The organism is Oryzophilus luti, from assembly GCF_059726245.1.
Genome location: NZ_AP040874.1, coordinates 3,420,255 through 3,433,909, shown reverse-complemented (window position 1 = coordinate 3,433,909; position 13,655 = coordinate 3,420,255). Strand labels below are relative to the sequence as shown.

Annotated in this window: 12 protein-coding genes; 4 read left to right on the top strand and 8 right to left on the bottom strand. The window is 64.5% G+C overall.

Annotation, left to right across the window (positions count from 1 at the left end):
• Window positions 1-136: 136 nt before the first annotated feature.
• From AC6IZO_RS14650 to AC6IZO_RS14620, 7 genes are all read right to left on the bottom strand, one after another.
• Entirely contained in the window at window positions 137-916 is a 780-nt protein-coding gene (locus AC6IZO_RS14650; RefSeq protein WP_497805925.1) for a DUF3108 domain-containing protein, read from the bottom strand.
• Complete coding sequence (locus AC6IZO_RS14645; protein WP_497805923.1) at window positions 916-1,482, bottom strand: methyltransferase family protein; 567 nt, start codon at window positions 1,480-1,482, stop codon at window positions 916-918. The genes AC6IZO_RS14650 and AC6IZO_RS14645 overlap by 1 nt, the downstream gene beginning before the upstream one ends.
• Window positions 1,483-2,541 (bottom strand): glycosyltransferase family 9 protein, encoded by a 1,059-nt coding sequence (locus AC6IZO_RS14640; RefSeq protein ID WP_497805921.1) that lies wholly within the window; start codon window positions 2,539-2,541, stop codon window positions 1,483-1,485. It lies immediately after the preceding gene.
• A gap of 43 nt (window positions 2,542-2,584) precedes the next feature.
• Complete coding sequence (locus AC6IZO_RS14635) at window positions 2,585-3,070, bottom strand: adenylyltransferase/cytidyltransferase family protein (RefSeq protein WP_497805919.1); 486 nt, start codon at window positions 3,068-3,070, stop codon at window positions 2,585-2,587.
• Window positions 3,070-4,080 (bottom strand): bifunctional heptose 7-phosphate kinase/heptose 1-phosphate adenyltransferase, encoded by a 1,011-nt coding sequence (locus tag AC6IZO_RS14630; protein WP_497805917.1) that lies wholly within the window; start codon window positions 4,078-4,080, stop codon window positions 3,070-3,072. Before AC6IZO_RS14630 ends, AC6IZO_RS14635 begins: the two co-directional genes overlap by 1 nt.
• A gap of 99 nt (window positions 4,081-4,179) precedes the next feature.
• Window positions 4,180-5,130 (bottom strand): tetraacyldisaccharide 4'-kinase, encoded by a 951-nt coding sequence (gene lpxK / locus AC6IZO_RS14625; protein ID WP_497805915.1) that lies wholly within the window; start codon window positions 5,128-5,130, stop codon window positions 4,180-4,182.
• Window positions 5,127-6,410: a 3-deoxy-D-manno-octulosonic acid transferase gene (locus AC6IZO_RS14620; RefSeq protein ID WP_497805913.1), complete on the bottom strand. Its 1,284-nt coding sequence runs from the start codon at window positions 6,408-6,410 to the stop codon at window positions 5,127-5,129. Before AC6IZO_RS14620 ends, lpxK begins: the two co-directional genes overlap by 4 nt.
• A gap of 71 nt (window positions 6,411-6,481) precedes the next feature.
• Between AC6IZO_RS14620 and AC6IZO_RS14615 the strand changes: the two genes are divergently transcribed.
• From AC6IZO_RS14615 to AC6IZO_RS14605, 3 genes are all read left to right on the top strand, one after another.
• Window positions 6,482-7,129, top strand: a complete 648-nt coding sequence (locus tag AC6IZO_RS14615) for a hypothetical protein (protein ID WP_497805911.1) — start codon at window positions 6,482-6,484, stop codon at window positions 7,127-7,129.
• A 379-nt stretch (window positions 7,130-7,508) separates the two neighbouring features.
• Window positions 7,509-8,969, top strand: a complete 1,461-nt coding sequence (gene gatB, locus AC6IZO_RS14610; RefSeq protein ID WP_497805909.1) for an Asp-tRNA(Asn)/Glu-tRNA(Gln) amidotransferase subunit GatB — start codon at window positions 7,509-7,511, stop codon at window positions 8,967-8,969.
• A 221-nt stretch (window positions 8,970-9,190) separates the two neighbouring features.
• Window positions 9,191-11,674 carry an ATP-binding protein gene (locus AC6IZO_RS14605; RefSeq protein WP_497805907.1) on the top strand — a complete coding sequence of 828 codons (2,484 nt, stop codon included), beginning with the start codon at window positions 9,191-9,193 and terminating at the stop codon, window positions 11,672-11,674.
• A gap of 72 nt (window positions 11,675-11,746) precedes the next feature.
• Here the strand turns inward: AC6IZO_RS14605 and AC6IZO_RS14600 are convergent, their stop codons facing one another.
• The gene (locus tag AC6IZO_RS14600; RefSeq protein WP_497805905.1) at window positions 11,747-13,174 is read right to left on the bottom strand and encodes a hypothetical protein; all 1,428 of its coding nucleotides are present in this window, start codon (window positions 13,172-13,174) and stop codon (window positions 11,747-11,749) included.
• On the opposite strand from AC6IZO_RS14600, the gene bcp reads away from it, so the two are divergent.
• Window positions 13,173-13,637: a thioredoxin-dependent thiol peroxidase gene (bcp, locus tag AC6IZO_RS14595; RefSeq protein WP_497805903.1), complete on the top strand. Its 465-nt coding sequence runs from the start codon at window positions 13,173-13,175 to the stop codon at window positions 13,635-13,637. The genes AC6IZO_RS14600 and bcp overlap by 2 nt on opposite strands.
• Window positions 13,638-13,655 lie beyond the last annotated feature (18 nt).

The window sequence follows — 13,655 nt, the reverse complement described above, 5'->3', positions numbered from 1 at the left end:
CGAGATGTTTCGGTAGGTTTCAGAAGGTTTCGAAATGCAAAAGCAAAGGGCGCTCGCTGGTCGAGCGCCCTTTTGCATTCCGAGTGAACGTTGAAACCTTACGCCACTTTTCGAAACCTATCGAAACCTTTCAGCGCTACTGTCCCACGCGGGTAAGGCGGATGGTGAGCGTGCCCCAGAAGAGGCGCGAACGCATCTGCACGGGGATGTGCGCGGCGTCGTCGGTGTACCAGACCCAGACCTTGCCGCGCGACTTCAGCATGCCGGACTCCGACGAAGGCTGCACGCGTACGGTGTGGAAGGTACCGGCTTCGGTCTTGATGTCTTCGCGCGCCTCCACGTTGGCCACCACATCCACGGTCTTGCCGCCGTCGTTGAGCGGGAAGCGGTAAGTGGAGCCGAGCGTGAGCGGCAGGGTGCGCAGGTAGTAGATGCCGCTCATCACATCGGTGACACAGCCGGGCATTTCGTTCTCTTCGTGCTTCGTCTGGCCGTTGCGAAGGTTGCGCTCGTCGAGCACGGCCTTGCGGCGCCCGGCCTCAAAGCGCACGGTGGTGTCGCGCTTGTGCAGACCCTCCTCGGAGTGCTTCAGGATGCGCGAGGAGCAGAAGCTGCGGCGGTCGAAGAACGAATCGTAGCGGTCGTAGACGTGAAAGAGCGCGGCCACCACGCCGACCGAATCGGCGGTGCCGGTGATGTGCATTTCGCTGCCGCTCTGTTCGAGCTTGAGCGTGGCTTCTCCGGCGCGCCACAGACGCCATTCGGCGGTATAGTGCAGCGTCTCATTCACCGGATAGCGGTAATTATCGGGCACGGGCCGCACCTGAGAGGCGGGGCCGATGGAGTCCATTGTCTGCGCAAACGCGGACGCACCGAGGAGAACCGAGAACAGGACCGAAAGCAGTACGCGCCGCATTAGAACCCTCTCCAATAAAGCATCTTCGCCGCCAGCACCGCCATCAGCGCCAACGCACCGAGCAGCGCCTGATATTCGCGATGCTGCCAGTAAAGCTCGGCGGAAAAACTCATGCGGCCCTCAGACCCGGCAAACAGGCGCGGCAGCAGACGCGGAACGCGCGACTTGTACTCGGCATAGCCCGCAAAGTGCTCACCAAGGTACTGCTCTTCCCCGCGGATCACCGGAATGTAGATGACAAGGTAAAGCCCGACGAGCAGCGCACCCACCCAGGGGTTGCGCCCGGCGACAGCAAAACCGAGGGCGATGACCGTAGAACCGAGGTAGAGAGGATTGCGCGTGTAGGCATAGGGACCGGTGGTGGCCAGTTCCTTATCCTTGCGAACGTGTCCGCTGGCCAGTGCGCGGATGCCAAGGCCGAGCGCCGCCAGCACGCCGCCGGCAGCCAGCGAGCACCACGTGGGGCGCGCCAGATAGAAATAAACCACCGTCAATGCAAAACTGAGCGGCACGCGGATACGCCGCGCCACTCGCCGCCAGTTCAAGGTATTTGCGTTTTCCGTCAATCAACTCTCCAGCAAATTTTGTGCGGCAGCCAGCACCTCCGCGGGGGTGATCGCCACCAGCCCTGGGTCCGGGGTGCTTCCGTGCCTGTAGCTCGTTACGCTGCCTGGGTTGCGCAGCACGCGCGAACGCGGCGAGCACGGTCCGTTGCGGGCGGGATCAGTGGGACCGAACAGGGCCACCACGCGGGTGCCGAGCGCCGCCGCCAAGTGCGTGGGGCCGGTGTCTCCGCCAACGAACAGTTGTGCGCGCCGGGTGAGCGCAACCAATTGGGAAAGCGTGCAGGCGATACTGCTTGCCGTGCCGCCGCTGGCCTCCATCACTTGCCCGGCCAGCAATTCTTCCCCTGGACCAAAGTTTATCAGCGGCGTAAGGCCTTGCGCAGCCAACTCACGCGCCAATTGGCCGAAGTGCTTTGCTGGCCACTGTTTGGACGCCCATCCGGCTCCGGGCGTGAGCAGCGCAAAGCGCTCGATTCCGCGCGCGGCGAGCTGCTGGGTCACCCAGGCTTCGGCTTCAGGGCTGACCGGCAGCGTCGATTGCGGCTCGCCCGCAGCGACTCCGGTAACGGCTGTGGCCAACTCAAGGTTCATGCCAATGACATGTGCGGCGTGCGTAGGCACGCGCTGGGGATAGAGCCACTCGGTGCCACGTTCGCGCGGCGCGGCAAAGCCGACCACGCGGCCGCCACGGGCAAGGCGGGCAAAGATCGCCGACTTCCACGCGCCCTGAATGTCGAGAACAAGATCGTAGTGGGCGGAGCGAAGCTCGCGCAGGACGGCGAAGAAGGCCTCGCGGGTTTCGCGCGCGGTCAGGCTCTTGCGCCAGGCGCGGGTGTTCACGGTGTGCACGCGCTCCACCAGCGGACGCGCACTGTTCACCGCTCCGTTGCGTGCTTCGCCCGGCGCGCAAAGCATCTCCGCCCAGCGCTCCTCCACCAGCCATCCAAGCTCACAGCCCGGCAGCGTGCGGCGCAGATGGTGCGCCACGGGCAGGCCATGGAGCACGTCACCCATGGCGCCGAGGCGCACGATGAGCACGCGTTGGGGACGGGGGGGCATGTTGTTGATGGTAGTTGCTGCGGCCGGAATCTCCACTCGAAATCTAGCGTCCCAGTTTACTGAGCATATCCGTCGTGGAGTGGTCCTTGGGGTCGCCGACGATGGCGACGCGGCCGCCGATGGCGGCCATGGCATCGCGCTCCGGCACGCTCTCGGCAGTGTAGTCGGTGCCCTTGGCCTGCACCGAGGGGCGCAGCTCGGCAATGAGCGGACGCACGTTCGGCTCATCAAAGACCACCACGGCATCGACGCAGCCAAGCGCGGCAATCAACTCGGCGCGCTCCTGCTCGGGCATTGCCGGACGGCCTTCGCCCTTCAACCGGCGCACGCTGGCGTCGGAATTGACGGCCACCACCAGCTTGCCACCCAAGGCTTTTGCAGCCTCCAAGTAGCGGACGTGGCCGACATGCAACAGGTCGAAGCAGCCATTGGTGAGCGTGATCGGCTCGCCCGCCGCGCGCCACGCCTCGGCCTGCGCGCGCATGGCTTCGCGCGAGAGCACCTTCGAGTTCGAGGGAGCAAAACTCATCAGTAGCTCTCGATCGCCTCCAGCAATTCCTTCTGCGAGACGGTGGCGGTGCCGCGCTTCATCACGACGATGCCCCCGGCAAAGTTTGCCAGCAGCGCGGCGGATTCCGTATCGGCCCCGGCGGCGAGCGCAGCGGTGAAGGTGGCGATGACGGTATCGCCCGCACCGGTCACATCGGCGACTTCATCGGTGCCGAAGATCGGAATTTCCAGCGGTTTCTTCTTGCCCTCGAAGGCGACCATGCCTTCGCTGCCACGGGTGATCACCAGCGAATCCAGCCGCATCTCCTTGATGAGCTGCTGCCCGGCCTGCACAAGTTCCACGTTGCTGGTGATGCGTGTGCCAGTGGCGGTCTCCACTTCGCCAATGTTCGGCGTGGCGGCCGTGACGCCCTGGTATTCGGTCATGCGGTAGCGGCTGTCGAGCGTGACCGGCGTGCTATTGAGCGCACCCTTGGCGCGGATGGCGTTGAGCAGGCGCGGCGATGCGGAGCCGTAGCCGTAGTCGGAGACCAGCATGGCATCGGCCGCCGGAGCGTACTCGCGCGCCGAGCGCACCAGTTCAAGCAGCGCGGGGCTGTTCTGCGGCAGCGGTTCTGGCTCGCGGTCCACACGCACCACCTGCTGGCGTGCCGCGTGCGGCTGATAGGCCAGAATGCGCGTCTTGGTCGTGGTCTGGTAGTTCTTCAGCTTGGCCACGCCGCTGGTGGGGATCTTGCGCTCCTTGAAGAGCTGCAGCAGCTTCTTGCCCGCCGGGTCGTCGCCGACTATGCCCACCGGCATTACGTTGACCTTCAGCTCGGCCAGGTTCATAACGGCGTTGCCGCCGCCGCCGGGCACAATCTTCGACTCGCGATGCTTGAGGATCAGCACCGGGGCTTCGCGCGAAACGCGCGAAATTTCACCGGAGACAAACTGATCGGCAACCAGGTCTCCCAGCACCAGCACCGAGACGTTCGGAAACGCCTCCACAATCTTGCGAAGTCTCTTCTTCTCTTCCTGACGATTCATTCGTAGAGCCTCTATCTCAGTCCGGCCGGGGCCGGGCACGCAACAGGAAATTGTCTCACGACTTGCGAAGGTTGCCGAAGACCGCAGCGCGTTCCACGCTCAGCGGTTCCATCCCGGCAGGCGTTCCCGAAGCACGCCGCGCATTTCACTAAATATCTTGTCGGCCTGGAGCACCTCGGTCACCAGCCGCGCCACCTGGATTCTCGGCCCGCCCTCGCGAACCAGCGGCAACAGCTTTACCCAATCTTTTTCGGTCGTCAGCAGGCCATCGGCGTCGTGCTCCAAGGCCATGCGCTGGAGCCTTGCCAGGTCCGCAGCGGTGTAGGCGTGGTGATCGCGGAAGCGCACTTCGCGCGCGGGGCGCACCCCGAGTTCGCGCAACTGGGTAAAGAACCGCTCGGGCCGCGCGATGCCGCAAAAGACCAGCGGATGTTGCGGCATTCGGTCCGGCAGACGAAGCATGCGGCGCGTGCGCCACACCTTTGTCTCGAAGCCGGCGGGTGCATTGGTCTGCTCATCGAGGACGATGGCTGAGGCGCGCGCCAGTGATGAGAGCGGCTCGCGCAGGCGGCCCGTGGGCAGCAAACCGGCGTCAAGGTCTTCGCCCGAGAGCAGCACAACATCGAACTGGCGGGCGAGCGCACGATGCTGGAAGCCATCATCGAGCAGGTGCAGACGCGGACCATAGGCGGCTTCGGCGGCCTGTCCGGCTTCAGCGCGGCGCTCGCCCACCCACACAGGAACGTTCAACCGGCGTGCCAGCATCAGCGGCTCATCGCCAAAGTCACGCGCGTCGCCCTCGGGGTCCACGCGCAGCACGCCCTGAGTGCGGCGTCCGTAGCCGCGCGAAAGAATGTCGTAGTCGATGGCGTGGTTGTGCAGCCATTCGCCAAGCGCAATCACAAACGGTGTTTTGCCGCTGCCGCCCACGGAGATGTTGCCGACGCTGACCACCGGTCCGGCCAGTTGCTCCACGTGGCGGCGGCCACTGTCATAAGCCCGGTTCCGGGCGGCAACCACCAGTCCGAAGATGGCGGAGAGCGGGTTCATCGTGCTTCCGGCTTGTGCAGGCGCGCAAACAGCGCGTTGCGGGTGCGGATGGTGGCGCCGCGTTGCTGCTCCAGCACACGGCGGGCGCGCGCGCCAAGCTCGCCACGCAGCATCGCGCTGGCAAACAGCTCGCGCAGGGTTGCGGTTAGTTGCTCGGGCGTGGCCTCACGCAGGGCACCGGCGCGGCGGAAGAGAGCCATGATGTCGCGAAAATTCTCCGTGTGCGGGCCGACCACGATGGGAACCGCGAAATACGCTGGCTCCAGCACGTTGTGTCCGCCGCGCGGCACAAGCGAGCCGCCCACCAGCGCCACGTCGGCCACCGAGTAGGTGCTGGCCAGTTCGCCAATGGTGTTCAGCAGTAGCACGCGCCAGGCGCCGTGGCGCAGGCTGGCCTCCGAGCGCAGGGCAAACGGCATGCCGCTCTCGGTCACCAGCGACGCCACCGGTTCAAAGCGCTCGCGATGGCGCGGCGCAAGTATCAGACGGGCGTTCGGGTGCTCGGCCAGCAGCTCGCGGAAGGCCGCCAGCACCATCGTCTCTTCGCCTTCCACGGTGCTGCCCGCCACCAGCACCGGCCCGGCCTGCTCCTCGCGCAGCGCGGCCTTCAACTCATCCACGAACGCAATCGCCTTGGGCGGCGCCACATCAAACTTCAAATTTCCGCTGACTTCCACGCGCTCCGGCGCGGCGCCAATTTCCTTCAACCGCCGCGCGTCTTCCTCGCTCTGCGCCAGGAACAGATCGACATTGGAGAGCACGCGGCTCAGCAGCGCACGGAAGTAGTGGTAGCGCGGCAGCGAACGGTCGGAGATGCGCGCGTTCACCACCACCACGCGCGCGCCGCTGGCATGCGACATCTGCAGGAAGTTCGGCCAGAATTCGGTCTCCGCCAGCACCACCAGCCGCGGACGCAGGGTGCGCAGGTAGGGCCGTATGGCAGCCCGCATATCGAGCGGGAAGTAGAAGACGTTTTCCTCGCCGAAACGCTCACGCGCCAGACGCTGGCCCGTCAGAGTAGTAGTGGAGAGCACGACGCGCATGGTGCCGTCGCGCCGCAGCTCGTTCAGCAGTGCGCTGACCGCCAGCACCTCGCCCACGCTGACCGCGTGCACCCAGATGACGGCACGCGAATCCGATGCCAGCAGCCGCTCGGGCACGTTGCCCAGCCGCTCACGCAGGCCGGCGCGATACTTGCCCTGGCGGGCCATCTGCAACAGCCACCACGGCAGGCTGGCCAGCAGCAACAGGATCAGCAGCGCGTTGTAAAGTGCGTACACTGCCGAACATTGTACAGGCCGCCATGCGACAGAGTATTGCGGCATTTGAACCCGGGAAGGATAATCTCGCCATGCGTAAGCCCCTGGCCGTAACGCTCGTTGCGCTCGCCCTTTGCGCCATGTTGTTTGCCGTCACGTTCTCCATGCCGAAGGCGCAGCCCGCCGCCACGTATCCGGCGCATGACAGCCATCCGCAGGAGAAGCTGACGGCCGCGGCCGACCCGTACGACACCAAGGACAAGGCTTCCATCTTCAGCATCAGGTGGGCCGAGCACGGCGTGGTGCCCGTCTTCGTGGTGATCACCAATGACGCCGACCAGCCGGCCTCGCTCGTCGACGGCACCTTCCAGCTCGTGCTGCCCGGACGCCGCAAATTCAACGCCATGAGCGATGGCGACCTGTACCGCGCAGTCACAAAGATCAAGAACCCGGCAGGCCCGCACATCGGCGAAGGGCTGCCGATTCCGAAGCCGCGCCGCGCCAAGGGTGGCATCAGCGAGAAGATGCAGGACGAGATTGACCAGTCGCTGTTCCGCGTGCGCGCCGTGGAGCCGCACGCCACCCGCGCCGGCTTCGTCTACTTCCAGCTCGGCGACGACATGGTGGACCTGCGCCAGGGACACCTCTACATCAACGGCTTCCGCGACGCGACCGGCCATGAGACCATGTTCTTCGACATTCCGTTCAGCAAGCCGACCAACGGCGCCGCGATGGACTAAGCGCACAATTTGAAGGTGTCAGGGCACGACTTCAGTCGTGCCATAAAGGCCGTCGAAACAGGACTTCAGCCCCTGCGAATGATAGGAGCCTGTCGATAGACGTACCTGCGTAATCACTTCGGACTAAGAAACGAACGGGGCGCTGCGAGCTTTCGCCGGAGGTTGTGGGAGAACAGCAGATCCTTCGACTCGGAGGCGCAGGTCTGGCGCCTCCTCGCTCAGGATGACGCTTCGTGGAGAAGAAGCGTTAATAAGCACTCGAAGCGCAGCGCCATGGTGAGGCACCGCCACATCGGCTCCGGCAAGAGTGCTGCCGCCAAGTTTCACGGCACACTGCCCTGTCACATCCCGCGTGCGGCGACCTCGCTATAATCTGTGCATGACGACCAGCGCCACGCCTGCGGCCCTTTCAAAGTACGAGCCCGTCATCGGGCTTGAAGTTCACGTGCAACTGCTGACGCGCAGCAAGCTGTTCTGCGGCTGCTCGGCGGCCTTTGGCGGCGAGCCCAACACGCACGTCTGCCCGGTATGCCTGGGCATGCCCGGCGCGCTGCCGGTGCTCAACCGCCAGGTGGTGGAGTATGCCGTGCTTGCGGCGCAGGCGCTGAACTGCCGCATCAACCACACCTCGATCTTCGCGCGCAAAAACTACTTCTACCCCGACCTGCCCAAGGGCTACCAGATTTCGCAGTTCGACAAGCCGGTGGCCGAGTTCGGCTGGATTGAGGTGCCCACCGCCGATGGCGGCCGCCGGAAGATCGGCATCACCCGCCTGCACATTGAAGAAGACGCGGGCAAGAGCATGCACGAAGGCTCGGCCGATAAGACTTCCGTGGATTTGAACCGCACCGGTGTGCCGCTCACCGAGATTGTGAGCGAGCCCGACCTGCGCACGCCCGACGAAGCTTACGAGTATCTGACGCGGCTGAAGGAGATCATCCTTTACACCGGCGTGAGCGACTGCAACATGGAGGAAGGCTCTCTGCGCTGCGACGCCAACGTGAGCGTGCGTCCGCGGGGACAGAAGGAGCTCGGCACCAAGGTCGAGATCAAGAACGTCAACTCCTTCCGCTTTGTGAAGCAGGCGCTGGAATACGAGATTGAGCGGCAGATTGAGGCGCTCGAAGCCGGCGAGAAGATTGTGCAGGAGACCCGCCTGTTCAACCCCGGCGAAGGCCGCACCTACACCATGCGCACCAAGGAGAAGGCGCACGACTACCGCTACTTCCCCGAGCCGGACCTGCTGCCGCTGGTTGTGGATGAGAAGTGGCAAGCGGAGATCCGCTCGCGGCTGCCGGAGCTGCCCGAGGCGCGCCGCGCCCGCATGATTGAGGAGTACGGCCTGAGCGAGCTGGACGCCTACACGCTCACCGTGGACAAGGCCCGCGCCGACGCCTTTGAGACCGAGGCCCGCCAGGCGAAGAGCGCGAAGCGGCTGGCCAACCTTGTCACCAGCGAACTGCTGGGCCGCCTGAAGGCTCGCAACCTGGAATTGGACGCCTCGCCCATCAGCATGGCCGGAGCGCGCATGTCGGCCGACCTGGCCGAGGACGGCACCATCAGCAGCAAGATTCTGAAAGAACTTTGGGACCGCTGCTTCGAGACCGGCGAGGACTTCCCGGCGGTCTACGAGCGCGAGAAGCCGCAGCAGATTTCCGATACGGGAGAGCTGGAGGCGATCATCGACAAGTTGATTGCGGCCAACCCCAAGCAGGTGGAAGGCTACCGGGCCGGCAAGACAAACCTGATGGGCTTCTTCGTCGGGCAGGTGATGAAAGCCACGCAGGGCAAGGCGAATCCGGTTATCGTCAACCAGCTCCTAACGAAGAAACTGAGCTAGGCACCAGCCCGGCCATCGATAGGAATCACGCGCCGCGCGGCGTACCCGAAGGGGTGCCCGCGCGGTTGTCGCGTATTCGCACCGTGCGCTAAACCGGGAATCGTTTCACGGGCGACGGCAATTCTCTTCGCGGTTTCCCGGGCATGATGGGTTACAGCGCGGTTACAATGCTGCGTCAGGCCGAACTTTACCACCAGACATTGCTGCAATCCGAGCCCCCGATGAAGACGCGTCCAACGGCGCCAACCCGTTCTGCCGCTGTTTATCTCGCCAGCCTGCTGACGGCTCTGGTGGTGGCCGGAGTCTTCGTCGGAATTCTTCTTAACGCGTACTATCGCGCCCGGGTGGAGCAGGCGCATGACATTCTGAACCGCGTGGCGGAAGAAAAGAGCCACCTGATCAACCTGTGGATTGAAGAACGGGAGCGCGGCGCACGCTTGCTGGCTGCCTTCCCCGTGGTGCATGAGACGTTGCAGGAGGGCCACGGCAGCCCGCACGCCACGCGGATTCTGGACACCTTCCGCGACCAGTTCGAGTATTCCGCCGTCTATCTGCTGGACGCCAACGGAGCCGTGGTGCTGGCCACATCTTCGGCGAACTCGCTGCCGGCAGAAGCTCACAGCCGCACAGATTTCTCGGCGCAGATTGTCACCCTGTTCGGTTCCAACAGCGGCTCCGGCTTTCCAGAAATCGCCGTGCTGGTGCCCGTGCTGGACCCGCACGATCCCAGTTCCAGGCAGATACACGGCACGCTCGTCTGCGTGACCAAGTCCGAGTCCATCCGCTCGCTGGTGGAGACCGACGCGCGCATACGCACCTCCCGCACCGTGTTTCTGGCGCGCACGCCGCAGGGAGCAGTGCGGTACTTTTCGCAGTTGCGCGTCTCCCCCATTCCGAAGGAGTGGAAGGATTCGATGGCCGAGCCATCCCTGCGCCGTCAGCCCAAATTTGGAACGCGCCGCGCCACGGATGGCACCGAACAGTTCGCCATCAGCGGCTGGGTACCGCAACTGGGCTGGGGCATGATCACCCGCATCGACAAGGCCGAGATCATGCAGCCGTTCCACACCATGCTCATTGTGAGCATCGTGGTCTACCTCATCTCCTCGGCGCTGCTCGCGGTGCTGGCGCTGGCCGCCTACCGGCAGCAGCAGGTCTCCTACCTGCGCGGCGAGGTGGAGGAACGGCGGCGCATGGAAGAGACGCTGCGCCAGTCGCAGGAGCTGTTCAACAAGGCGTTCCGCTCCAGCCCGGAAGGCATGACCATCGCCGAGATGGACTCCGGCCGAATCATCGAAGTGAACGATGCCGCCACGGGAATCTTCGGTTACAGCCGCGAGGAGATGCTGGACAAGACCACGGCCGAGCTGGGCACCTGGGCGGACAACCATGATCGTCAGCACCTGATTGACCGCGTACGGCAGATGGACCGGGTGATTGGCATGCGCGCGCGCGGGCGCCATCGCAGCGGCCGCGTGCTGGAGGTGGAACTCTCCGCCGAGCGCGTCCACATTCACGGCCGCGAGTGCGTGCTGCTGCTGATCCGTGACATCACCGACCACCTTCAGCTTGAGGAGCAATACCGGCAGTCGCAGAAGATGGAGGCCATCGGGCGGCTGGCCGGCGGCATTGCGCACGACTTCAACAACATGCTGGCCGTCATGTCGCTCTCCATTGAATTGCTGCTGGATGATGCCGCCGAAGGCTCTTCGCTGCGGAAGCGCCTTGAGGTCATCAAGCAGGCGACCGAGCGCGCCGCCGGCCTGACCCGCCACCTGCTGGCCTTCAGCCGTCAGCAGGTGCTCAAGCCCCAGGTGGTGGAGCTGAACGCCGTGGTGCATGACACCAAGAACATGCTGGAACGCGTCATCGGCGAGGACATCGAGATCCGGCTGGAGCTGGGCAAGAACCTCGGCTGCATTCTTGCCGACGCCGGCCAACTGGTGCAGATCCTGATGAACCTGGTGGTGAACGCGCGCGATGCCATGCCCGACGGTGGCCGCCTCACCCTGCGCACCGCCGCGGCAGCACCGCCGCAGGGGCTGGTCACCGACGGCCGCCAGCAGCGCGACTGGGTGATGCTCAGCGTGATCGACACTGGCTGCGGCATTGAGCCGGAGCTGCGAACCCGCGTCTTTGAGCCGTTCTTCACCACCAAGCGCGATGGCAAGGGAACCGGGCTGGGCTTGGCCACGGTCTACGGCATTGTGCAGCAGAGCAACGGTGTCATCCAGGTGGAGAGCGAGGTCGGGCGCGGCACGGCCTTCCACATCTACTTCCCCAAGATTGAGGCCGCCGCCGGTGGCGAGAAGAGATCTCACGCAGCGGCTCCGCAAACCGGACACGAGCGCATTCTGCTGGTGGAAGATGAGGCGCAGATTCGCGAGCTGGCCAAAGCGGCACTGGCCTCTGCGGGGTATCAGGTTGAAACCGCCGCTGACGGCGAGGAAGCGCTGGAAGTGATGGAGCGCAACCACGCCTTCGACCTGCTGATTACCGACCTGACGATGCCGCGCATGAACGGACGCGTACTGGTCAGCCAGCTCCGGCAGCGTGGCAATCGCATCCGCGTGCTGTTCGTCTCCGCCTTCTCCGAGGTGGAGGCCGCTTCTCAGGGGCTGGGCGTGACGCACACGCTGCTCAAGCCGTTCCAGCGGCCGGAACTGCTCGCCAAGGTGCGTGAGGTGCTCTCCAGCGAGGAGTAGCGGCGGCGAATGGATGCAATAAAGGAAGAAGGCCACGCCTCGGCGCGGCCTTCCGTATTTCAAGTTGAACGCTTAATGCTCGGTCGGCATCACCGAGTGCAGCATGCCGTCAAACAGCGCCACCGTCTCGTAGGGAGTCACGCGGCGCACCATCCAGCCGACACCGTGCGCGCCACGCTTCTGGAAGAGCAATTCGCCACGGCCGTCACCATCGACATCGACGGCATCGACGAAGCGCAGTTCCGGCGCATTGTCGAGATCGTTTGGATCGCTGACCTCGCTGTACAGCTTGACGGCCTTGCCCTCGGAGCTGAAACGCGCAACAACCGTTACACGGTAGGTGGCTCCGGCCGGGGCCTTATCGAGTGTGGGCTGGCTGCCCGCCACAGGCAGCGGCGCGCGATAGGCGGCGGTGAAGACCACGGTCGGGCTGCTGCGCATCTCAAGGTCATAGACGCGGCCATCGACTTCGGTGAACTCAATCTGCTTTGGAACCATGCGCGCCAGCGACGAAGGCAGCGCCTTACGCAGCTCGGCGGCCGCCAGCGCCTGAGTGGTATCCACCATGTGGTGCTGCTCGCCCTCCGTCCACATCAGCGCGAAACCGTGCGAGGAGGTCACCTGCTGGTCGCTGATGGCGGCAAAGACGGCGGTCGGCTCCACGTTGGCCTTGGAAACCACGCTGCCGCCCTTCAGGTCGGCACCACTGGTCTCCTTGCCCTGGTTGTGGCGCAGGCGCGGACGCCCATCATCCTCGTCGGCGACCGACGCTTCCTCTGTCGGCTTTGCTTTGTCCTTCACATCCGCGGACGCGGTGGCGGGCTTGTCGTCGGTGCGCTTCAGGCGCGGACGATCGGGGTCATCGTCATCGGGCGGAGGCGTCTTCTCGGCGGTCTTGTCCTCGGTGCTGTCGCTCTTGCGGTGGAGCACGGGGCGGTCAGAGTCGTCGGAGCTGGACGGCTTGTTATCGCCGCTCTTGCTGGTGTCGTCGCCGGACTTCTTGTCGTTCTTGTCCCGCTTGCTGCGCTTGTCGCTGGAGGAGTCGCGGCCGCCGTCGATGCCGCGCGCGCGGAAGACGCCGGATTTATCGGCGGCGGAAAGCTCCTGCTTCTGGCGGCGCTGATCGTCGGCGCGCTTCTGCGCGGCGTTGTAATCCTTCCACTTACCCAGGCCGTACCAGAAGCTGCCCTGACGGTAGGCGGTCTGCACATTGAACTGCCCCACCGGCTCGCCCGAGCGCTGCACTTCGTAGAGCGTCTCCGTCTGGAGCGCCAGGGGCACGGTGCGGAGCTGATAGAAAGCCGCATCCTGATATTTGTTCTCGAAGAAGATGCAGACGGGAACCAGGCGCATTTTGCCGTCAGCAAAGCGCTCCACCACGGCGATGCCGCGCGGCTGCGTGCGCGGCGCGGGCTTGCGATACTGCGCCCGGAGCGGCGCCGCCAGCAGCACGCTCAGGGTGACAACCCCTGCGAAGATGCGGTATAGCTTATTGGCCATGGACATACACGAGAAAGCACCTGATTTTACCCTGCCCGACCAGAACGGCGATAACGTCACGCTTTCGCAGTTCCGCGGACAGTACGTGGTCCTCTACTTCTACCCGCGCGCCAACACGCCCGGCTGCACCATTGAGGCCTGCAGCTTCCGCGACAGCCACGCCAAGCTGAAGAAGGCGGGGCTGGTGGTGCTCGGCATTTCGCCCGACACCCCGGCGGCGCAGAAGAAGTTTGAAACCAAGTTCACGCTGCCCTTCACCCTGCTGGCCGACGCCGAAAAAAAGGTCGCCATTGCCTACGACGTTCTGAAGGACAAGAACATGTACGGCAAAAAGGTGAAAGGTGTTGTGCGCACCACGTTCCTCATTGCGCCTGACGGCACCATTGCCCACGTCTGGCCGAAGGTGAAACCCGAAGGCCACGCCGACGAAGTACTGGCGCAGTTCAAGGCGCTGAAGAAGTAACTCCCGGGCTGCGCGGGC

Bases quoted from the DNA above. Each gene is read 5' to 3' on its own strand.
- AC6IZO_RS14650 (WP_497805925.1), bottom strand. From the start codon at position 916: ATGCGGCGCGTACTGCTTTCGGTCCTGTTCTCGGTTCTCCTCGGTGCG.
- AC6IZO_RS14640 (WP_497805921.1), bottom strand. From the start codon at position 2,541: ATGCCCCCCCGTCCCCAACGCGTGCTCATCGTGCGCCTCGGCGCCATG.
- AC6IZO_RS14635 (WP_497805919.1), bottom strand. From the start codon at position 3,070: ATGAGTTTTGCTCCCTCGAACTCGAAGGTGCTCTCGCGCGAAGCCATG.
- AC6IZO_RS14630 (WP_497805917.1), bottom strand. From the start codon at position 4,080: ATGAATCGTCAGGAAGAGAAGAAGAGACTTCGCAAGATTGTGGAGGCG.
- lpxK (WP_497805915.1), bottom strand. From the start codon at position 5,130: ATGAACCCGCTCTCCGCCATCTTCGGACTGGTGGTTGCCGCCCGGAAC.
- AC6IZO_RS14615 (WP_497805911.1), top strand. From the start codon at position 6,482: ATGCGTAAGCCCCTGGCCGTAACGCTCGTTGCGCTCGCCCTTTGCGCC.
- gatB (WP_497805909.1), top strand. From the start codon at position 7,509: ATGACGACCAGCGCCACGCCTGCGGCCCTTTCAAAGTACGAGCCCGTC.
- AC6IZO_RS14605 (WP_497805907.1), top strand. From the start codon at position 9,191: ATGAAGACGCGTCCAACGGCGCCAACCCGTTCTGCCGCTGTTTATCTC.
- bcp (WP_497805903.1), top strand. From the start codon at position 13,173: ATGGACATACACGAGAAAGCACCTGATTTTACCCTGCCCGACCAGAAC.
- AC6IZO_RS14600 (WP_497805905.1), bottom strand. From the start codon at position 13,174: ATGGCCAATAAGCTATACCGCATCTTCGCAGGGGTTGTCACCCTGAGC.